At 60.9% G+C, this 20926-nt stretch carries 21 protein-coding genes; 17 read left to right on the plus strand and 4 right to left on the minus strand.

Features of this window, described 5'->3' with window-relative positions; translation table 11 throughout:
• Window positions 1-356 precede the first annotated feature (356 nt).
• The 15 genes from flhA (at window position 357) to yegS (ending at window position 15934) form a co-directional block, all read left to right on the plus strand.
• Window positions 357-2471: a flagellar biosynthesis protein FlhA gene (gene flhA, locus TX24_RS04620; protein ID WP_019818353.1), complete on the plus strand. Its 2115-nt coding sequence runs from the start codon at window positions 357-359 to the stop codon at window positions 2469-2471.
• Window positions 2472-2482: 11 nt separating this feature from the next.
• A complete protein-coding gene (gene flhF, locus TX24_RS04625; protein ID WP_003192914.1) occupies window positions 2483-3799 on the plus strand; it encodes a flagellar biosynthesis GTPase FlhF in 1317 nt (438 codons plus the stop codon).
• A gap of 105 nt (window positions 3800-3904) precedes the next feature.
• The gene (fleN, locus tag TX24_RS04630; RefSeq protein ID WP_003192912.1) at window positions 3905-4738 is read left to right on the plus strand and encodes a flagellar synthesis regulator FleN; all 834 of its coding nucleotides are present in this window, start codon (window positions 3905-3907) and stop codon (window positions 4736-4738) included.
• Entirely contained in the window at window positions 4735-5475 is a 741-nt protein-coding gene (fliA, locus tag TX24_RS04635) for an RNA polymerase sigma factor FliA (RefSeq protein ID WP_003192909.1), read from the plus strand. Before fleN ends, fliA begins: the two co-directional genes overlap by 4 nt.
• 167 nt (window positions 5476-5642) lie before the next feature.
• On the plus strand, window positions 5643-6017 hold the full coding sequence (locus TX24_RS04640) for a chemotaxis response regulator CheY (RefSeq protein WP_003192908.1): 375 nt from the start codon (window positions 5643-5645) through the stop codon (window positions 6015-6017).
• Window positions 6018-6035: 18 nt separating this feature from the next.
• The gene (locus tag TX24_RS04645) at window positions 6036-6824 is read left to right on the plus strand and encodes a protein phosphatase CheZ (RefSeq protein ID WP_003192906.1); all 789 of its coding nucleotides are present in this window, start codon (window positions 6036-6038) and stop codon (window positions 6822-6824) included.
• Between the two features lie 11 nt (window positions 6825-6835).
• Complete coding sequence (locus TX24_RS04650; RefSeq protein WP_057709788.1) at window positions 6836-9040, plus strand: chemotaxis protein CheA; 2205 nt, start codon at window positions 6836-6838, stop codon at window positions 9038-9040.
• A 48-nt stretch (window positions 9041-9088) separates the two neighbouring features.
• Window positions 9089-10219: a protein-glutamate methylesterase/protein-glutamine glutaminase gene (locus tag TX24_RS04655; RefSeq protein ID WP_003192904.1), complete on the plus strand. Its 1131-nt coding sequence runs from the start codon at window positions 9089-9091 to the stop codon at window positions 10217-10219.
• Window positions 10219-10959, plus strand: a complete 741-nt coding sequence (locus TX24_RS04660) for a flagellar motor protein (RefSeq protein ID WP_003192902.1) — start codon at window positions 10219-10221, stop codon at window positions 10957-10959. Before TX24_RS04655 ends, TX24_RS04660 begins: the two co-directional genes overlap by 1 nt.
• 151 nt (window positions 10960-11110) lie before the next feature.
• Window positions 11111-11998 (plus strand): flagellar motor protein MotD, encoded by an 888-nt coding sequence (motD, locus tag TX24_RS04665; protein WP_034136106.1) that lies wholly within the window; start codon window positions 11111-11113, stop codon window positions 11996-11998.
• 51 nt (window positions 11999-12049) lie between these two features.
• A complete protein-coding gene (locus tag TX24_RS04670) occupies window positions 12050-12838 on the plus strand; it encodes a ParA family protein (RefSeq protein WP_057709789.1) in 789 nt (262 codons plus the stop codon).
• The gene (locus TX24_RS04675; RefSeq protein WP_003192897.1) at window positions 12838-13629 is read left to right on the plus strand and encodes a CheW domain-containing protein; all 792 of its coding nucleotides are present in this window, start codon (window positions 12838-12840) and stop codon (window positions 13627-13629) included. The genes TX24_RS04670 and TX24_RS04675 overlap by 1 nt, the downstream gene beginning before the upstream one ends.
• 79 nt (window positions 13630-13708) lie before the next feature.
• A complete protein-coding gene (locus tag TX24_RS04680) occupies window positions 13709-14191 on the plus strand; it encodes a chemotaxis protein CheW (RefSeq protein ID WP_003192896.1) in 483 nt (160 codons plus the stop codon).
• On the plus strand, window positions 14192-14584 hold the full coding sequence (locus TX24_RS04685; RefSeq protein WP_003192894.1) for a DUF2802 domain-containing protein: 393 nt from the start codon (window positions 14192-14194) through the stop codon (window positions 14582-14584). It begins immediately after the preceding gene.
• Window positions 14585-15013: 429 nt separating this feature from the next.
• On the plus strand, window positions 15014-15934 hold the full coding sequence (gene yegS / locus TX24_RS04690; protein ID WP_034136104.1) for a lipid kinase YegS: 921 nt from the start codon (window positions 15014-15016) through the stop codon (window positions 15932-15934).
• Here the strand turns inward: yegS and TX24_RS04695 are convergent.
• The 3 genes from TX24_RS04695 to TX24_RS04705 form a co-directional block, all read right to left on the minus strand.
• Entirely contained in the window at window positions 15893-16552 is a 660-nt protein-coding gene (locus TX24_RS04695) for a response regulator transcription factor (protein WP_057709790.1), read from the minus strand. The two genes, yegS and TX24_RS04695, sit on opposite strands and share 42 nt — an antisense overlap.
• On the minus strand, window positions 16549-17442 hold the full coding sequence (locus tag TX24_RS04700; RefSeq protein ID WP_003192890.1) for a sensor histidine kinase: 894 nt from the start codon (window positions 17440-17442) through the stop codon (window positions 16549-16551). Before TX24_RS04700 ends, TX24_RS04695 begins: the two co-directional genes overlap by 4 nt.
• Before the next feature lie 258 nt (window positions 17443-17700).
• Window positions 17701-18147, minus strand: coding sequence for a hypothetical protein (locus TX24_RS04705; protein WP_003192888.1), 447 nt, complete (start codon window positions 18145-18147; stop codon window positions 17701-17703).
• A 549-nt stretch (window positions 18148-18696) separates the two neighbouring features.
• Between TX24_RS04705 and TX24_RS04710 the strand changes: the two genes are divergently transcribed.
• Both TX24_RS04710 and TX24_RS04715 read left to right on the plus strand, forming a co-directional pair.
• The gene (locus TX24_RS04710) at window positions 18697-19632 is read left to right on the plus strand and encodes a chemotaxis protein CheV (protein WP_003192887.1); all 936 of its coding nucleotides are present in this window, start codon (window positions 18697-18699) and stop codon (window positions 19630-19632) included.
• A 38-nt stretch (window positions 19633-19670) separates the two neighbouring features.
• Window positions 19671-20477 (plus strand): MOSC domain-containing protein, encoded by an 807-nt coding sequence (locus tag TX24_RS04715; protein ID WP_003192885.1) that lies wholly within the window; start codon window positions 19671-19673, stop codon window positions 20475-20477.
• A gap of 49 nt (window positions 20478-20526) precedes the next feature.
• Here TX24_RS04715 and ppnP read toward each other — a convergent pair whose 3' ends face one another.
• On the minus strand, window positions 20527-20811 hold the full coding sequence (gene ppnP, locus TX24_RS04720; protein ID WP_003192883.1) for a pyrimidine/purine nucleoside phosphorylase: 285 nt from the start codon (window positions 20809-20811) through the stop codon (window positions 20527-20529).
• Between the last annotated feature and the right edge of the window lie 115 nt (window positions 20812-20926).

The following is a 20926-nucleotide window of genomic DNA, read 5'->3' on the forward strand; positions in this document are numbered from 1 at the left end:
AATCCGGGCCGCGACGCCCGTCCGCTGCGTTTGCAGCGGTGTACGGAGACTAGAGAGCGAGTTTCCTAGGGGCAACCCCAAATCCTTGTCAGAAATTTCCTCAGCAATACCGGTTGCACACAAATCCAAATGTGGGAGCTGGCTTGCCTGCGATGACTGACTCACAGCCAATATCTGCGTGACTGACACACCGCAATCGCAGGCAAGCCAGCTCCCACACTCGAATCGGTTACCACCCGACGATCACTCCAAAAGCAAAGTTGGAAGGCTTCTTGCAACCCCGCCTCCAAGTCGCCCTCCAGCGTCAAAACTTTGCTTCAAGGACCCGAGGAATACCGGTGGTAGATCGCTCTCAAATGCTCAACACGGCCCGTGGCACCCTGACTGACTTGTCGCGGGGCAATCTGGGTGTGCCGTTGTTGTTGCTGGTGATGCTGGCAATGATGATGTTGCCGATGCCGCCGTTCCTGCTCGACGTGTTCTTTACCTTCAACATTGCCCTGTCCGTCGTAGTCCTGCTGGTGTGCGTGTACGCCCTGCGGCCGCTGGATTTTGCGGTATTCCCGACGATTCTGCTGGTGGCGACCCTGTTGCGCCTGGCATTGAACGTGGCTTCCACGCGGGTGGTGATGCTCCACGGCCAGGACGGCCACGCGGCCGCCGGTAAGGTGATCCAGGCGTTCGGTGAGGTGGTGATCGGCGGTAACTACGTGGTTGGTATCGTGGTGTTTGCGATCCTGATGATTATCAACTTCGTGGTGGTGACCAAGGGCGCCGGGCGGATTTCCGAGGTGAGCGCGCGGTTTACCCTCGACGCCATGCCCGGCAAGCAGATGGCCATCGACGCCGACCTCAACGCCGGCTTGATCGACCAGAACCAAGCCAAGTCGCGCCGGGCCGAAGTTGCTCAGGAAGCCGAGTTCTACGGCTCCATGGACGGCGCCAGCAAATTTGTGCGCGGTGACGCCATCGCTGGCCTGTTGATTCTGTTTATCAACCTGATCGGCGGCATGGCGGTCGGTATCTTCCAGCACGGCATGACCTTCGGTGATGCCGGCAAGGTGTACGCCTTGCTGACCATCGGTGACGGTTTAGTGGCGCAATTGCCATCACTGTTGTTATCCACAGCGGCGGCCATCATGGTTACCCGTGCTTCGGGCTCCGAAGACATGGGCAAGCAGATCAGCCGGCAGATGTTCGCTTCGCCCAAGGCCCTGGCCGTGGCGGCGGGCATTATGGCGATCATGGGTATCGTGCCGGGCATGCCGCACTTCTCGTTCCTGAGCATGGCGGCCCTGGCGGGTGGCGCGGCGTACCTGTTCTGGAAGAAGCAGAACCAGGTCAAGGTCCAGGCCGAGCAGGAGATTGCCCGTCAGCAGGATCTGCTGCCATCCCCGGCTCGTGCCCAGGAAACCAAGGAACTGGGCTGGGATGACGTTACGCCCATCGACATGATCGGCCTGGAAGTCGGCTACCGCCTGATCCCACTGGTCGACCGCAACCAGGGCGGGCAACTGCTGGCGCGAATCAAGGGCGTGCGCAAGAAGCTGTCGCAGGACCTGGGCTTCCTGATGCCCACCGTGCATATTCGCGACAACCTCGACCTGGCCCCCAGCGCCTATCGCCTGACGCTGATGGGGGTGATCCTGGCCGAAGCCGAGATCTACCCAGACCGCGAACTGGCGATCAACCCAGGGCAAGTGTTCGGTACGCTCAACGGCATCACCGCCAAAGATCCGGCTTTCGGCCTGGAAGCAGTGTGGATCGAAGTGAGCCAGCGCAGCCAGGCGCAGTCTTTGGGTTACACCGTGGTGGATGCCAGCACCGTGGTCGCCACGCACCTCAACCAGATTCTCTACAAGCACTCCCACGAGTTGATCGGTCACGAGGAAGTCCAGCAATTGATGGGCTTGCTGGCCAAATCGTCGCCGAAACTGGCCGAAGAACTGGTGCCGGGCGTGTTGTCGCTGTCGCAGTTGCTCAAGGTGTTGCAAGCGCTGTTGGCCGAACAGGTGCCCGTGCGCGACATTCGCAGCATTGCCGAGGCCATCGCCAACAATGCCGCCAAGAGTCAAGATACTGCCGCTCTGGTGGCGGCGGTGCGTGTCGGCGTGTCCCGCGCAATCGTGCAAAGCATTGTAGGGACTGAGTCCGAGCTGCCTGTGATCACCTTGGAACCCAGGTTGGAACAAATATTGCTCAATAGTATTCAGAAGGCAGGGCAAGGCCAGGAAGAGGGCGTTTTACTGGAGCCAAGCATGGCTGAAAAGCTGCAGCGTTCGTTGATCGACGCCGCACAGCGCCAGGAAATGCAGGGCAACCCGGTGATCCTGCTGGTGGCCGGCCCGGTTCGCGCGATGTTGTCGCGGTTTGGACGCCTGGCTGTACCGAATTTGCACGTGTTGGCTTACCAGGAAATTCCTGACAATAAGCAAGTGACTATCGTCGCGACAGTTGGGCCCAATGGCTGAGGTAGTGGGTTATGCAAGTTAAGCGTTTTTTCGCCGCCGATATGCGTCAGGCCATGAAATTGGTCCGCGATGAGCTGGGCGCCGATGCCGCGATTATCGGTAACCGTCGGATTGCCGGCGGTGTCGAGCTGACGGCTGCCCTGGATTACACACCCCAGGCGCTGGCCCCGCGCGTACCGAACATGGAACTCGAAGACGAGCTGCGCAAGACCGCCTCGCGCATTGTGTCGGCCCAGGCTGAACTGAGCATGCGTGGCGACAGCGATGCCAGCACCAATCGCCAGTTGTTTGCCGGCCTGCCGCTGACCGCCGCCGAGCCGCTGGTTGAGCCCACCTTTGTCGAACCGCCGCGTCCTGCAGCGCCTGCCCCGGCTGCCGCAGTTGACCAGCGCGTGATCGACTCGATGCGTTTTGAACTCAACGGCCTGCGTGAATTGCTCGAAGTGCAGCTGGGCTCGCTGGCCTGGACCCAACTGCAAGGCAGCAAGCCGCAGCAAGCCAACCTGTGGCGTCGCCTGCAGCGTATCGGCCTGTCCGGCCCGTTGTCCCGCGACCTGCTGGCCTTGACCGCTGAAGTCGAAGAGCCCCGCCAGGCCTGGCGCATGCTGCTGGCGCACTTGGCGCGCATGATCGCCACGCCGGAAATCGAACCCCTGGAAGAGGGCGGTGTGATCGCCATGGTCGGCCCCGCCGGCATGGGCAAGACCACCACCCTGGCCAAGCTGGCTGCCCGTTATGTGCTCAAGTACGGCGCGCAGAATATCGCGCTGGTGAGCATGGACAGTTACCGCATCGGCGCCCAGGAGCAGCTCAAGACCCTGGGTCGCATCCTCAACGTGCCGGTGACTCATGTCGACCCGGGCCAGTCCCTGGCCAATGCCCTCGACCCGCTGCTGCGCAAGCGCGTGGTGCTGATCGACACCGCCGGCCTGCAAGCCAGCGACCCGGCCCTGCGCATGCAACTCGAAAGCCTGGCCGGCCGTGGCATAAAATCGAAAAATTACCTGGTGCTTGCAACCACCAGCCAGAAACAGGTTCTTACCGCTGCCTATCACAGTTACAAGCGTTGCGGCCTGGCCGGTTGCATCCTCACCAAGCTCGACGAAACCGCGAGCCTGGGCGAGGTATTGAGCCTGGCCATCAGCCATGAATTACCGGTTGCCTACCTCACCGACGGGCCGCGGATCCCGGATGATTTGCATCTGCCGCGCCGTCATCAGTTGGTCAGCCGTGCCGTGAGTGTGCAAATGCAAGACGAGCCTAGCGAGGAAGCGATGGCCGATATGTTCGCCGACCTTTACCACCACCCGGCTAAACGGGTGGGTTGAGGCAGGATGAACACCGTGAAATGTACCTACATCGATGGTCTGCAAGCGATTCACGCGGCCAAGCCATGTAGCCTGCGTCTAAGCAAGACAAGGTAAAGAAATAAAATGGGCAGCATGCATCCCGTACAGGTGATCGCGGTGACCGGCGGCAAAGGTGGCGTCGGGAAAACTAACGTGTCAGTGAATTTGTCCCTGGCCCTGGCAGAGCTTGGCCGTCGCGTCATGCTGCTGGATGCTGACCTGGGTTTGGCGAACGTGGACGTTCTGCTGGGGCTGACACCCAAACATACCCTGGCCGATGTAATCGAGGGCCGCTGTGAGCTGCGCGATGTGCTGCTCCAGGGCCCCGGAGGCATCCGCATCGTGCCGGCGGCCTCGGGCACCCAGAGCATGGTGCACCTGAGCCCCGCGCAGCATGCCGGGTTGATCCAGGCGTTCAGCGACATCGGCGACAACCTCGACGTGCTGGTGATCGACACCGCCGCCGGCATTGGCGAATCCGTGGTCAGCTTTGTGCGCGCTGCGCAAGAAGTGCTGCTGGTGGTGTGCGACGAACCCACCTCGATCACCGATGCCTACGCGCTGATCAAACTGCTTAACCGTGACTACGGCATGAACCGCTTTCGCGTGCTGGCCAACATGGCCCAGAGCCCGCAGGAAGGGCGCAACCTGTTCGCCAAGTTGACCAAGGTCACGGATCGCTTCCTCGATGTGGCTTTACAATACGTCGGCGCAGTTCCCTATGACGAGTGTGTGCGCAAGGCCGTGCAAAAGCAGCGTGCGGTCTATGAAGCGTTCCCTCGTTCGAAATGTGCACTGGCGTTCAAGGCCATTGCCCAGAAGGTCGATACCTGGCCGTTGCCCGCCAACCCGCGGGGGCATCTGGAGTTTTTCGTCGAGCGTTTGGTGCATCAGACGAGCGCAGGACCGGTGCTATGACATCCAGCGGCTACAACCTTTACAAAAAGTCGGCACGTGACAGCCAGGGCGAATTGATCGAGCGCTATGCGCCGTTGGTCAAGCGCATTGCCTATCACCTGTTGGCGCGCCTGCCCGCGAGTGTGCAGGTCGAAGACTTGATCCAGGCCGGCATGATCGGCTTGCTTGAAGTGTCGACCAAATACGACGCCAGCAAGGGTGCCAGTTTCGAAACGTATGCGGGTATCCGTATCCGTGGCGCGATGCTCGATGAAGTCCGTAAAGGCGATTGGGCGCCGCGTTCGGTACACCGCAATACGCGCATGGTCAGTGATGCAATTCGTGCAATTGAAGCAAAAACCGGTCGTGACGCTAAAGATCATGAAGTTGCGGCCGAACTCCAATTGAGTCTCGACGATTACTACGGGATTTTGAACGATACCTTGGGCAGCCGCCTGTTCAGTTTCGACGACCTTTTACAGGACGGCGAACACGAAGGGCTGCACGAGGACGGCGCGAGCGCGCATACGGAGCCGTCGCGCGACCTGGAAGACGAACGTTTCCAGGGCGCGTTGGCCGATGCAATCGCCAATCTGCCGGAGCGTGAGCGGCTGGTGCTGGCGCTGTACTACGACGAAGAGCTGAATCTCAAGGAAATCGGTGAGGTCCTGGGGGTCAGCGAATCGCGTGTCAGCCAGTTGCATAGCCAGTGCGCAGCCCGCTTGCGGGGGCGATTGGCCGAGTGGCGCGCGCGCTGACAGGCAGTGTGGGGACACTGCAGACGCTACCGTGAAACCGCAGGGTTTTGCGGGTGAGTACCGTGGTGCCCTGGGCAGTCCTTTTTGTGTAACGCCTGTTGATTGAAATGGCGCGTCCAGGTGCTGGGCGCGTTTAAGACTGCTTGGAGGTCGAATTGGACAAGAACATGAAAATCCTCATCGTTGATGACTTCTCAACGATGCGGCGGATCATTAAAAACCTGTTGCGTGACCTTGGGTTCACCAACACGGTCGAGGCGGATGACGGCCTGACGGCCATTCCGATCCTCAACAGCGGGAGCATCGACTTTCTGGTAACCGACTGGAACATGCCGGGCATGACCGGTATCGACCTGCTGCGCCATGTGCGCGCCGATGAAAAACTGCGCAGCCTGCCTGTGCTGATGGTGACCGCCGAAGCCAAGCGCGAACAGATCATCGAAGCCGCCCAAGCCGGGGTCAACGGTTACGTGGTCAAGCCATTCACGGCACTGGCCTTGAAAGAGAAGATCGAGAAAATCTTCGAACGCATCCACGGCTAATGCCATCGCGGGGGAGCTATGGAGCATAACGAAACGTCACAGGGCGACTTTGAGTCGACCCTGAAAAAACATGCTCACCAGTTGGTCGACAGCCTGGAAAAAGGCCAGTTCGCCGATGCGGTGCAGTTGATCCATGAGCTTAACCAGACCCGTGACCGCGGCCTGTACCAGGAAGTGGGCAAGCTCACACGCGAGCTGCACAGCGCAATCGTCAATTTCCAGATTGACCCGCGCATGCCCCAGGCCGAAGAAATTTCCCAGATCACCGATGCCACTGAGCGCCTGTCCTATGTGGTCAGGCTGACTGAGGCGGCGGCCAACCGCACCATGGACCTGGTGGAAAACGCCACGCCCCTGGTCAATGGCATGGCCACCGAAGCCCAGGCCTTGAGCCAGGACTGGGGCCGCTTCATGCGCCGCGAAGTCGGTGCTGAAGAGTTTCGTGAATTGGCGCGTCGCGTCGACGGGTTCTTGTCGCGCAGCGAACAGGAAAACCGCACGGTGGCCAGCAACCTCAACGACATCCTGCTGGCCCAGGATTACCAGGACCTTACCGGCCAGGTGATCAAGCGCGTGACCCAGTTGGTCACCGAAGTGGAAAGCAACTTGCTCAAATTGGTGCTGATGGCCGGCCAGGTCGATCGTTTTGCCGGCATCGAACATGACCGCGAAGCGATCCTCTCGGAAAAAGATCCACAAAAACATCTCGCCAAGGGTGAAGGTCCGCAGATTCATGCCGATAAACGTGAAGACGTTGTGTCAGGTCAGGATGACGTAGATGACCTGTTATCCAGTTTAGGCTTCTAAGGAGCACCCACATGAGCTTCGGCGCCGATGAAGAAATCCTTCAGGATTTCCTTGTAGAGGCCGGCGAAATTCTAGAGCAACTGTCCGAACAACTGGTCGAGCTGGAAAGCCGACCGGATGATGCGAACCTGCTCAATGCAATTTTTCGCGGTTTTCACACTGTAAAAGGGGGCGCCGGCTTCCTCCAGCTCCATGAGCTGGTGGAGTGCTGTCACATCGCCGAGAACGTGTTCGACATCCTGCGCAAGGGTGAGCGTCACGTCGACTCGGAACTGATGGACGTGATTCTCGAAGCACTGGATGCGGTCAACGGCATGTTCAGCCAGGTGCGTGAACGTGCGCCTATCACCGCCGCCACACCGGAACTGCTGGCCGCCCTGGCGCGCCTGGCCGAACCTGCCGACACCGCGGCTGCGCCGGTGGTCGAGGCCGCGCCGGAGCCGGTGGCGCAAGCCGAGCCGGACGTGACCGACAGCGAGTTCGAACAACTACTCAACTCCCTCAGCGCGGTCAAGGCCGAAGCTGAATCGCCGGTGCAGCCTGCCGCGACGCCGAGCAGTGAAGACATTACCGACGCTGAGTTCGAGTCGTTGCTCGACCAGTTGCACGGCAAAGGCCAGTTCGCAGCAGATGCCGTGGCACCGCCTGCGGCAGCGCCAGAAGCACCCGCTGCCAACGCCAGCACCGACATTACCGACGACGAATTCGAGGCACTGCTCGACCAACTGCATGGCAAAGGCACCTTTGTGGCCGAAGCCCTGCCCGAGGTTGCAGCGACTGCCGCCGCCGCTGCGCCAGCGGCCAGTACCGCACCGGCCGGTGACGGGTTGATCTCCGACCACGAATTCGAAGCCCTGCTCGACGAGTTGCACGGCAAAGGCAAGTTCAGCGAAGTGGCCCCGGCCGCTGCCGCCCCGGTTGCAGCGCCAGCCGCTGCTACTGCGGCACCGGTTGCTGCCAAACCTGCGCCGGCTGCCAAGCCAGCACCCGCCGGCGCCCCTGCGCGTGCAGCGGCGCCGGCTGTTGCGGAAAAGCCCGCCAGCGAAGCCGAAACCACCGTGCGTGTGGATACCGCGCGCCTGGACGACATCATGAACATGGTGGGCGAACTGGTGCTGGTGCGTAACCGTCTGGTGCGCCTGGGCCTGAACAGCGGCGACGAAGCCATGCAGAAGGCCGTGTCGAACCTTGACGTTGTCACCGCCGACCTGCAAACCGCGGTGATGAAAACGCGGATGCAGCCGATCAAGAAAGTCTTCGGCCGTTTCCCACGCCTGGTTCGCGACCTGGCGCGCCAGCTCAAGAAAGAAATCAACCTGGAACTGGTGGGCGAAGAAACCGACCTCGACAAAAACCTTGTCGAGGCCCTGGCCGACCCGCTGGTCCACTTGGTGCGCAACGCGGTCGACCACGGCGTAGAAACCCCGGAAGAACGCGAAGCCGCCGGCAAGTCCCGCAATGGCAAAGTGATTTTGGCGGCGGAGCAAGAGGGCGACCACATCCTGCTGTCGATCACCGATGACGGCAAAGGCATGGACCCGACCATCTTGCGCAATATCGCGGTCAAGCGCGGTGTGATGGACAAGGACGCCGCCGACCGCCTGACCGACACCGAGTGCTACAACCTGATCTTCGCCCCGGGGTTTTCGACCAAGACCGAGATCTCCGACGTGTCCGGGCGTGGCGTGGGCATGGACGTGGTGAAGACCAAGATTAGCCAGCTCAACGGCTCGATCAATATCTACTCGACCAAGGGCCAGGGCTCCAAGATCGTCATCAAGGTGCCGTTGACTCTCGCGATCATGCCGACCCTGATGGTGATGCTGGGCAACCAGGCGTTCGCCTTCCCGCTGGTCAACGTCAACGAGATCTTCCACCTCGACCTGTCGCGCACCAACGTGGTGGACGGCCAGGAAGTGGTGATCGTGCGCGACAAAGCGTTGCCGCTGTTCTACCTCAAGCGTTGGCTGGTGGCCTCGGCTGCCCATGAAGAACAGCGCGAAGGCCATGTGGTAATTCTGTCCGTGGGCACCCAGCGCATCGGCTTTGTGGTCGACCAACTGGTGGGCCAGGAAGAAGTGGTGATCAAGCCTTTGGGCAAGATGCTGCAGGGCACCCCAGGCATGTCGGGCGCAACCATTACCGGTGACGGTCGCATCGCACTGATTCTCGATGTTCCGAGCATGCTCAAGCGTTACGCCGCACGGCGTATTTGATTCTGGTGGGGCAGGGCGGTCATGCCCGCCCCGCCTAACGGAGTGTTTATGGCAGTCAAGGTCCTGGTGGTGGACGATTCGGGTTTCTTCCGCCGCCGCGTCTCGGAAATTCTTTCCGCTGATCCAACGATCCAGGTGGTCGGCACGGCCACTAACGGCAAAGAGGCGATCGATCAAGCCATTGCCTTGAAGCCGGACGTGATCACCATGGACTACGAGATGCCGATGATGGATGGCATCACGGCCGTGCGCCACATCATGCAACGCTGCCCCACACCGGTATTGATGTTTTCCTCGCTGACTCACGAAGGCGCGCGGGTGACCCTCGACGCCTTGGACGCCGGCGCGGTGGATTTTTTGCCGAAGAATTTCGAAGACATCTCGCGCAACCCCGACAAGGTCAAGCAGATGCTGTGCGAGAAGGTGCACAGCATTTCCCGCAGTAACCGTCGCAGCCTGTTCAGCACACCCGCGCCAGCCCCTACGCCTGCGCCCGCCGCAGCGGCGCCCAGCTCATCGTTTGCGCGCCCGGCGCCTGCGCCCGTGGCCCGACCTGCGGTCGCGCCGGTACGTGCCGCCGCAGCGCCGAGTGCGCATTCGCCGGCACCCAAGCGCAAGGCTTACAAGCTGGTCGCCATCGGCACCTCCACCGGTGGCCCGGTGGCCTTGCAGCGGGTGCTGACCCAACTGCCGGCCAACTTTCCGGCGCCGATTGTGCTGGTACAACACATGCCGGCGGCGTTCACCAAGGCGTTCGCCGAGCGCCTGGACAAGCTGTGCCGCATCACCGTCAAGGAAGCCGAGGATGGAGACATCCTGCGCCCTGGCCTGGCACTGCTTGCGCCGGGCGGCAAGCAGATGATGGTGGACGGGCGTGGCGCGATCAAAATCCTGCCGGGCGATGAGCGCTTGAACTACAAGCCGTGCGTGGACATCACCTTCGGTTCGGCAGCCAAGTCCTACGGCGACAAAGTTCTGGCGGTGGTGCTCACCGGCATGGGCGCCGATGGCCGTGAAGGTGCGCGCCTGCTCAAGCAGGGCGGCAGCGCCATCTGGGCCCAGGATGAGGCCAGTTGCGTGATCTATGGCATGCCCATGGCCATCGTCAAGGCTGACCTGGCCGATGCGGTCTACAGTCTGGACGACATCGGCAAGCACCTGGTGGAGGCCTGCCTCTGATGGATGTCTTGAGCCTGATCGGCATCACCATGGCGTTTGTCGCCATCATTGGTGGCAACTACCTGGAAGGCGGCCACCTCGGCGCCTTGGCCAACGGCCCGGCAGCCCTGATCGTGATCGGTGGTACCGTGGGTGCGGCGTTGTTGCAGTCGCCCCTGAGCTCGTTCAAGCGTGCCATGCAGATTCTGGTGTGGATCATTTTTCCGCCACGGGTCGACCTGGCAGGCGGCATCGACCGCGTGGTCAATTGGAGCCTCACCGCCCGCAAGGAAGGCCTGCTGGGCCTGGAAGGCGTGGCGGATGCCGAGCCTGACAGCTACGCGCGCAAGGGCCTGCAACTGTTGGTCGATGGTGCCGAACCGGAAGCGATCCGCAGCATCCTCGAAGTGGATTTCTACACCCAGGAAAGCCGTGACATCAATGCGGCCAAAGTCTTTGAAAGCATGGGCGGCTACGCGCCGACCATCGGCATTATCGGTGCGGTGATGGGCCTGATCCACGTGATGGGCAACCTGGCCGACCCCTCGCAACTGGGCAGCGGTATTGCCGTGGCATTTGTCGCGACCATCTACGGCGTGGCCAGTGCCAACCTGGTGTTGCTGCCGGTGGCCAGCAAGCTCAAGTCGATTGCCATGCGCCAGTCGCGTTATCGCGAAATGCTGCTCGAAGGCATCCTGTCGATTGCCGAGGGCGAAAACCCGCGCTCCATCGAATTGAAGCTTCAGGGCTTCATGGATTGATGCACATGAGCACCCGTACCCCCGTAGGAGCGAGCTTGCTCGCGAAGAACCCGAGAGCGCCGCGTGCATTCAGGATGCCCGCGTTTTCGTTAACGATCTTCGCGAGCAAGCTCGCTCCTACAGTGGGGTGGGTGTGTGGGGGGGAGTGTCTGTGAGCCGTCGCCGTCGCGAGCCTGAAGAACACGTCAATCATGAGCGCTGGCTGGTGTCCTACGCGGACTTCATCACCTTGCTGTTCGCGTTTTTTGTGGTGATGTACTCGATCTCGTCGATCAACGAAGGCAAGTACAAGATCATTTCCCAGGCGCTGGTGGGTGTATTCAACGATTCCGAGCGGGCGCTCAAGCCGATCCCCATCGGCGAAGAGCGGCCCAAGACCGTGACCCCGGCCAAGCCTCTGGTCAATGACAGTGATGAAACCGCCGCCGGCATCCAAGGCACCAGCGACCCGCTCAAAAGCATCGCCGACGATATCAGTGCTGCCTTTGGCGACTTGATCAGTTCCAACCAGATGACCGTGCGCGGCAATGAGCTGTGGGTGGAGATCGAATTGAACTCCAGCCTGTTGTTCGCCAGTGCCGATGCGTTGCCCAGTGACCAGGCATTCACCATCATCGACAAGGTCGCGGCAATCCTCAAACCGTTTGAAAACCCGATCCACGTGGAAGGCTTCACCGACAATTTCCCTATCAGCACTGCGCAGTATCCGACCAACTGGGAACTGTCCTCGGCCCGTGCGTCGAGCATCGTGCGCATGTTGGCCATGCAGGGCGTGAACCCCCAGCGCCTGGCGTCGGTGGGCTATGGTGAATTCCAGCCGGTGGCCAATAACGCCACGGTCGAAGGCCGCGCCCGTAACCGCCGGGTGGTGCTGGTGGTCTCGCGCAACCTGGATGTGCGTCGCAGCCTGACCGGAACCGGCACCGCCAATGCCACCCCGGATGCGGCGTTGAAGCGTGCTGGCACACAAACTGCACCGCCCGTTGTCAAGCCGCCGGTCCGACCGAGTAACGTCAATTCTCCGTCGCCGGCTCAATAACCGTATGCAATGTCTCGGTCGCGCCTGTGCCCGCCGGGAGGAACCAACCGAATGAGAGTCTGGGCAGTTGCCAATCAAAAGGGTGGAGTCGGCAAGACCACCACTTCCATCGCCTTGGCCGGTTTGCTGGCCGAAGCGGGCAAGCGTGTGTTCGTGGTCGACCTGGACCCCCACGGTTCCATGACCAGCTATTTCGGCTACGACCCGGATGCGCTGGAACATAGTTGCTATGACCTGTTTTTGCACAAGGGCAGCGTGCCGGCGGATCTGCCTGGGCAACTGCTGTTGCCCACCAGCAACGAAAGCATTTCCCTGCTGCCGTCGAGCACCGCCCTGGCCACGCTGGAGCGCCAGTCGCCAGGCCAGAGCGGCCTGGGCCTGGTGATCGCCAAGACCCTGGCGCAGCTTTGGCAGGACTTCGATTACGCGATCATTGACAGCCCGCCGTTGCTCGGCGTGCTGATGGTCAACGCGTTGGCGGCCAGCCAGCAATTGGTGATCCCGGTGCAGACCGAGCACCTGGCGGTCAAGGGCCTGGAGCGTATGGTCAGCACCCTGGCGATGATCAACCGTTCGCGCAAGCAGGCGCTGCCGTTCAGCATCGTGCCGACCTTGTTCGACCGTCGCACTCAGGCGTCCCTCGGTACCTTGCGCGTGTTGCGCGATGCCTACCCGGACACCATCTGGAACGGCTACATCCCGGTGGACACGCGCCTGCGTGACGCCAGCCGTGCCGGGCTCACACCGTCGCAGTTCGACGGCAAGAGCCGTGGCGTGCTGGCCTACCGTGCGTTGCTCAAGCACCTGCTGTCGCAACAACTTGTGGCGCAGGTGGCGTGATGAACCGTCCTGTCGAATTCAAGACCCGGCCGCAACTCGCACTGGAATCCTACCTGGATGCCTTGCTGCAGGACGCGACGGCCGAGGAACTGCCAGAACCGATTCTGGTGCTTGAGCCTGCTGTTGAGCCCGACAGCCCGCTGGATGAATTCCAGCAGGCAGTGATGGAAGAGCAGGCGCGGGATGCGAAGGGGGTGGAGGCGCCCGTCGTGGTGCCGAGCGCTCCGGCAGTGGTGGCGCCCCCGGTGGTCGAACCGCTGGTGGACGTGCACCTGCCGCCCAGCATCACGCCGCCACCGGTGACGGGCGACGGTCGCCCTTCGTGGGCTGCCGAGCCGTTCGAGTGCCTGCTGTTCGACGTCGCCGGGTTGACCCTGGCGGTGCCGTTGGTGTGCCTGGGCTCGATCTATTCCCTGGAAGGCCAGGAGCTGACGCCGTTGTTCGGGCAGCCAGAGTGGTTCCTCGGCATCCTGCCCAGCCAGGCCGGCAACCTCAAGGTGCTGGACACGGCGCGCTGGGTGATGCCCGACCGCTACCGCGATGATTTTCGCCAGGGCCTGCAATACGTGATCTCGGTGCAGGGCTACGAGTGGGGGCTGGCAGTGCATCAAGTCAGCCGCTCGTTGCGCCTGGACCCCAATGAAATCAAATGGCGCAGCCACCGTGGCCAGCGGCCGTGGTTGGCGGGCACTGTGATCGAACACATGTGCGCGTTGCTGGATGTCGCCGAACTGGCCGAGTTGATCGCCAGCGGTGCGGTGAAGGCGATGCCACAGAACAAACGCAGTTGATTGAACAATAAGGGCCGTGCGGTTGCGCGGCCCACTTGCACACACGCCGTCGATAGCGGCATTTGAAGGGGTCAGATGAATGAACAAGTCAGCGTCCGCACAAGGTTTGGATGATCCGATCCTGCAATGGGTGACCTTCAAGCTGGACAACGAAACCTACGGCATTAACGTGATGCGCGTGCAGGAAGTGCTGCGCTACACCGAGATCGCCCCGGTTCCAGGCGCGCCAAGCTACGTGCTGGGCATCATCAACCTGCGCGGCAACGTGGTGACGGTGATCGACACCCGCCAGCGTTTCGGCCTGGACACGGTTGAAGTCAGCGACAACACCCGTATCGTGATCATCGAGGCCGACAAGCAAGTGGTCGGCATCCTGGTCGACAGCGTGGCCGAGGTGGTTTACCTGCGCCAATCGGAAGTGGAAACCGCACCGAACGTCGGTAACGAAGAGTCGGCCAAGTTCATCCAGGGCGTGTGCAACAAGAACGGCGAACTGCTGATTCTGGTTGAGCTGGACAAGATGATGAGCGAAGAAGAGTGGTCGGAACTGGAGAGCATCTGATTGTTCCTTGAGGCAGCGGTGATTGTCCTGGCCCTGTTATGGGCCGGGACCTTGGCGTTTGTGCTGCGCTATGTGCGCCAGCAGCGGGAGTTGGCCTTGCAACAGGCCGAGCGCGATGCGGTGCGTGACCGGCGCATTCTGGAACTGGTCAAGCGCGTTGATCATTACCAGCAAAGTGCGGTGCGGGTGGGGGATGAGGTGCATGAACTGCGTGCGATGCTTGCGCCGTTGCCGGACAGGTTGGTGCAGTTGGAGCAGCGTGATCCGTCGAACCTGTCGTTTGCCCAGGCGGCCAAGCTGGTTGGCATGGGGGCGACGGTGGATGAGCTGACCCAGTCGTGTGGGTTGACCCAGGCTGAGGCGCAGTTGATGAGCAAGTTGCACAAGAGCTGATTCTCGGCGCGGCCTGGCCGCCGCAGCGATCCAACTGTGGGAGCTGGCTTGCGATGACGGCCTGCCAGCCGCCCCATATCTACCTGACACCCCACAATCCAACTGTGGGAGCTGGCTTGCCTGCGATGACGGCCTACCAGCCGACATCTATCTACCTGATACCCCACAATCCAACTGTGTGCGGGCTTGCTCGCGAAGGCGGCCTGAGATCAAAAGCAGATCAAGATCAAGAGCGGCTCGCTTCGCATCGTGGTTACCGTTGGGTGGCAGATTTGAGATGTTTGTCGATTGAGCTGCCGCCATCGCAGGCAAGCCAGCTCCCACAATTTTGATCTGTGTACTTCAATCAATTTTCTTCAGCCCACAGACTTTTCCTGTTCCTCAAAGGTCAACATCCTTCAAGCACCTAGACCCAGGAGATACCCTCAAATGACCGCCCCCAAAGCCCTGTTGATCCTTCACGGCAAACAAGCCCTCAACGAGGATGTGCGCGCTGCCGTGCTGGCGCGGCGGGAGCAGGGTGGGGAGTTGGCCGTGCGGGTGACGTGGGAGGGCGGCGATGCTCAGCGCCTGGTCAATGAAGCCTTGGCCGCGGGCTACACCCACATCATTGCCGGCGGTGGCGACGGCACCTTGCGCGATGTGGCTGAAGCCATGGCCCATGCCAACACTGATGCCAGCCTGGTGCTGATGCCCCTGGGCACCGCCAATGATTTCGCCAAGGCGGCCGGCGTGCCGTTGGAGCCGGCTGGTGCGTTGGCCTTGCTGGACGTGCAGCCCAGGGCCATCGACCTTGGCCAGGTGGGTGGGCAAATCTTCCTGAATATGGCCACCGGTGGTTTTGGCAGCCAGGTCACGGCCAATACCTCCGAAGATTTGAAGAAGGTATTGGGCGGTGCCGCTTACCTGTTCACCGGTTTATCCCGCTTCAGTGAATTGAAAGCCGCCTACGGTGAATTGGAAGGCCCGGATTTCCATTGGAAAGGCGAGTTGCTCGCGCTGGGCATCGGTAACGGTCGCCAGGCCGGTGGCGGGCATGTGTTGTGCCCCGGTGCATTGGCTGATGACGGGCTGCTGGATGTCAGCATTCTGCCGGCGCCCCAGGAAGTGGTTGGCACGCTGCGTGAGTTGATGAACAACGGCTGGGGCCTGGACACCATGTTTGTGCGCGCACGCCTGCCGTGGGTGAAGATCAAGGTGGCGCAGGGCTTGTACATCAACCTCGACGGTGAGCCGCTGGAAGGCGACGACCTGCATTTCGAGGCACTGCCCAAGGCCCTGCGCGTGCACTTGCCGCTGGGCTCGCCGTTAGTCGTCCAGGCTGATGATCTGCTCACGCACGGCAAATAACACCAGGCCCGCCACGTCAAAAATCTGCAAGCGCTTCATGATCTGCGAGCGGTGGGCTTCGACGGTCTTGATACTCAGGCCCAGACCGTGGGCAATTTCCCGGGTGGATTTACCGCGCACGATCAAGCGCAAAATCTCCAGTTGCCGCGCCGTCAGGTTGTGGCTGTGGGCGACAGGCGCGTTGGGGACCTGGCTACGGATCAGCGCCTGGTTGATCACTGTGTGGGCGATGGCGGGGCTCAGGTAGCGTTCGTTGTTGCGCAGGGCCAGCAGGGCGTGTTCCAGCTCATTGGCGGTGGTGTCCTTGAGCAGGTAGCCGTGGGCGCCGGACTCCAGTGCGCGCATGATAAGGTCCGGCTCGGTGTGCATCGACAGAATCAGTACCTTGCACGTGGGGTAAAAACGCTTGAGTTGCTGCAAGGCATTCAGCCCGCCGGTGTGCTTCATCGACAGGTCGAGCAGCACGATATCCGGCTGCAAGGCACTGTATTGCTCCAGCAATTGCGCGCCATCGCTGGCTTCGCCGATGACGCTGTAGTCGGGAATATCCAGAATCAGCGCGCGCACGCCGGCGCGAATCAGTGCGTGGTCGTCTACCAGGAGTAAATTGCAGGTCACTCGAGAACCTTAGGGGCGCTAGCCCGTTCGAGAGCGCGGGGCGCCCAAGGGAAAAGTGCGTTGATGCGTGTACCTTTGCCGGGCTCGCTGCTGACGGAAAAGGAGCCTCCCAGCTGGTGTGTTCGTTCGCACATACCGGCCATGCCCCGTTGGCCTTCCCGGCCCGGATCGAGGGCAGGCAAGAACCCCTGGCCGTCATCGCAGATCATCAGCGACAAGCCTTCAGGCAGGCGTTGCAGACGCACCAGCAGGTTGCGCGCCTTTGCATGGCGAAGCATGTTGGTCACCGCTTCCTGAGTGACGCGAAAGGCCGCCACGGCCATTTCTTCGGGGATGCCGGTGAGCCGTTGGTGGCACTCCAGGCTCCAGCACACCTGGGTGTTTTCCAGGGCCTTGAGCAGGTGCGCGCGCAGGCTGGCTTCCAGGCCCAGGCTGGTCAGTTGGCGCGGGTTGAGGATGGCGGATACGTCACGTACCTTGGCCAGGGTTTCATTGAGGGTATTGCACAGCACCGAGCAATGGTCTTGCAGATCCTGGGGCAGGCGGCGCTGCAGCCATTCACTTTGCAGCTTGGCGGCTGTCAGTAACTGGCCGATGTCATCATGCAGTTCGCGGCTGAGCCGGTGACGTTCGTTCTCCTGAACTTGCAGCAGGCGGGCGGCCAGTTCCTGGGGCTCGAACTTGATAGCTCTGCGCGAGCGCCACTGTTGCAGGCCCACCACCATCAGCGTGGCGAGGTTGAGCAGCACGATCAGCAATGGCAGCGGCGCGCCCATCAGATAGGCCCACAGGCTGGCCAACAACGAGCACAGGCACAGCGAAAGGGCAAGGTGGCACGCGTGGCTGCGGGACAAGGACCTGACGATAAGTGACTTGAAACTGGCGTACATAGCGGATGGAGCCAATGAGGGTTCACTGCGGGGAGGCCGGTTGACCGGGCTCTGTTTGGAGTGCGCTGCCAAATCGTTTTTAAGCCTGTTGAAGTTAAATCACTTCGGGGGCGCATAGTAACACCCCTATTAGCGTTGGTCGTCTGATTGGGTTATGACCCACGCGAGTACTCTGGGCGGGCACCCCAGAGTTCAAAATGGAAAGTTGTATTAATGAAGTTGGTTTGTATCGTTATTGCATTGATAGCTAATTGATATTTATTGGGCGCGCCGATCATGCTGCGCAGTGTATTGGTGGGCTTTTTGCGGGATCTGCAAGCTGACCGCCTCAATCAACGATGATTGCTCTTCTTCATCCAGACTAAGCTTGCCAGTACGGATATCGATCAGTTCCAGTTGCCAGGCCAGTAGCGTCAAGCAGTCATGCAAGGCATCCAGCGCCTGGTCATGCAATTGCACCGGGCTCACGGCATTGGCAATCAAGTATTGAATCTGCCGGGAAAACTCGCTAATGGCCTGCAATGCAAGGCAGTCTGCGCTCTCGGCGAGCTTGTTCAGGCTGGCTTTCATGCAGTCGATAGCGTCACTGTCGTTTCGAATCAAATGCAGGTGGTTCAAGCACTCTTCTGACCTGATCAGCAGCTTTTCAGCCTCGTGCAGGAACTCGGGAAGTGCAAGTTGCCACTCGTTACCGTCGTTCATCATGCAGGTCTCCGCAACGTAAGGTCGGGTGATGAGATGTCGCACCGGGTGAATGGCGTAAAACTAGCGCTGAAATACGGCTCGGACTTGTAGGTCGATTCTGATATTCCAGTAGGACATTTAGTGAAATGCTCACGAAAGTCGTATGTAGCCCCGGTTGTGCGGGATGACACGACTTCAGTTGCCGGTACGTGAGTGCCTGAAAGGCCCGTGGGCCAAGGGCTGGGGATGGCAAACAAAAGCCTGACTCCATTCATGCAATGAGAATGGCGTCACATTAATGGCTATTAGATATCGCGAATATCAGGTTGGGCCTGATTGCGCATAGGGGAATCCCCTATGTCGTGGAACTGCACGTCAATTCGACTGTCGCGCAAGGGGGGCTTGAAAGAGGCTCAAGGGCCCAAGCAGTAAAGCATGATGTCAGTGTGACATCAATGGGTTTGCATGGCATTTTATTGGGGTCAAGGTCCGGCGCTTGCCGCCGATAACGTGCTTATACAGCTGCACACCCTTTCAACGCGCCTGCGGCGTGTACACCAGGAGTTTTTAATGGCCGGCATTCTCGACACGGTAGATCAACGCACGCAATTGGTGGGTGAGAATCGCCTGGAAATTCTCATGTTCCGCCTCTTCGGACGGCAGTTGTTCGCGATCAACGTGTTCAAGGTGCAGGAAGTCCTGCAACTGCCCAAGCTGACCCTGATGCCCCAGCGCCACCCGTTCGTGTGCGGGGTGGTCAACCTGCGTGGCCAGACCCTGCCGGTGATCGACCTGTCCCAGGCCATCGGCATGCGCCCTTTGGTGCCGGGCCCCAACAGCACCATTATCGTCACCGAATATAATCGCTCGGTGCAGGCGTTCCTGGTGGGTGGCGTCGACCGCATCGTCAACATGAACTGGGAAGCCATCCTGCCGCCGCCGACCAGCGCCGGTCGCCAGCACTACCTCACCGCCATCAGCAAGGTCGATGAGCAACTGGTGGAAATCATCGACGTGGAAAAAGTCCTCGCCGAGATCGTGCCCTACAACGCCAAGGTCTCCCGGGACAAACTTGAAGACCCGGTGCTGGAGCGTGCCCGTGGCCGTGAAGTGCTACTGGTGGATGACTCCAACGTGGCCTTGTCGCAGTTGCGTGACACCCTGGGCCAGTTGGGCGTGAAGATGCACATTGCCAGCGACGGCCTCAAGGCACTGAACATGCTCAAGGCCTGGGCCGACAGCGGCCAGGTCATGACCGACAAACTGCTGATGATCTTTACCGACGCTGAAATGCCCGAGATGGATGGCTACCGCCTCACAACCGAGATCCGCAACGACCCACGTCTGCGCGGTCTGTACGTGGTGATGCACACCTCGCTGTCGGGCAGCTTCAACGACTCCATGGTCAAGAAGGTCGGCTGCGACAATTTCCTCTCCAAATTCCAGCCGGACAAGCTGGTGGACGTGGTGCGCCAGCGACTGATGTTGGACGAAATGCCCGCCTGACTTTAGGATGACACTTTGTTTCCTAGGAAGGCAGGCCCATGCTGCGTCTCAGCGCGTTGTACCGTTACCCCTTGAAGTCCGGCAAGGCCCAAGCCTTGCAGCAGATTGGCCTGGATAAACTCGGGTTGGACGGGGATCGACGCTGGATGCTGGTGGATGAAGCCAGCGGGCGGTTCCTGACGCAACGGGCGGTGGCGAAGATGAGCCAGCTCATCGCGTTGTGGAACAGCAGCGGGGGCCTGACTCTGAGTTCGCCGGGCTACGCGCCGCTGGACGTGGCAATGCCTGGCAGCGCCAGCGAACTGCGCGGTGTGACCATCTGGCGTGACACCCTGCGTGTGCCGGATGCTGGCGATGCGGCCGCAGCCTGGGTCAGCGAGTTCATTGGCAAGCCGACGCGCCTGGTGCAACTGCCCCTGGAACGTGCGCGCACCACCGAAGCCGGGTATGGCAAGGATGACGACAAGGTCGGCTTCGCTGACGGCTACCCGTTGCTGTTGATCGGCCAGGGCTCCCTCGACGACCTGTGTACGAAGATCGGCCGCCCGATGGAGATGCTGCGTTTTCGTCCCAACCTGGTGATCGAAGGCGCCGAGGCCTTCGCCGAAGATGGCTGGAAGCGCGTGCGCATTGGCGACGTGGAGTTTCGGGTGGTCAAGCCGTGCTCGCGGTGCATCCTCACCACCATCGACCCCCAGACCGGTGAGCGCAGCCCCGACCGCGAGCCCTTTGCGACGCTGGAAACCTACCGCAAGACCGAAAAGGGCGCGATGTTCGGCCAGAACCTGGTCAACGATGGCATTGGGCGCCTGGAAGTCGGCATGCCGGTAACGGTGTTGGAATAAAAAAGCCCGTCTCGTGGGAGACGGGCTTTTTTGTGTGTCGGGTAGTGCCTTAGCCGCGGTATTCACACAGGTAAGCGGTGTCCACCGCGACCTTCAACTGGAACTTGCTGTTGGCCGGGACGTGGAACTGGCTGCCGGCGGCGAACGTTTCCCAGTCGCTGCTCTCAGGCAGCTTCACGGTCAGGGCGCCGGAGACCACGTGCATGATTTCGCGTTGGGCGGTGCCGAATTCGTATTCACCCGGAGCCATCACGCCGATGGTCGCTGGCCCTTCTGCGGTGCCGAAAGCGATCGACTTGACGGTGCCGTCGAAGTACTCGTTGACTTTGAACATGGGTGAATCCTCGGAAAAAGGTCAAGGCTTACGCCAACCACTGTAGGCGCGAGCTTGCTCGCGAAAAACCTGAGAACACTGCGTTTAACCAGAGGCGCTGCGTTATCGTCGGCGA

This window comes from Pseudomonas lactis (genome assembly GCF_001439845.1).
Taxonomy (GTDB): Bacteria; Pseudomonadota; Gammaproteobacteria; order Pseudomonadales; family Pseudomonadaceae; genus Aquipseudomonas; species Aquipseudomonas lactis.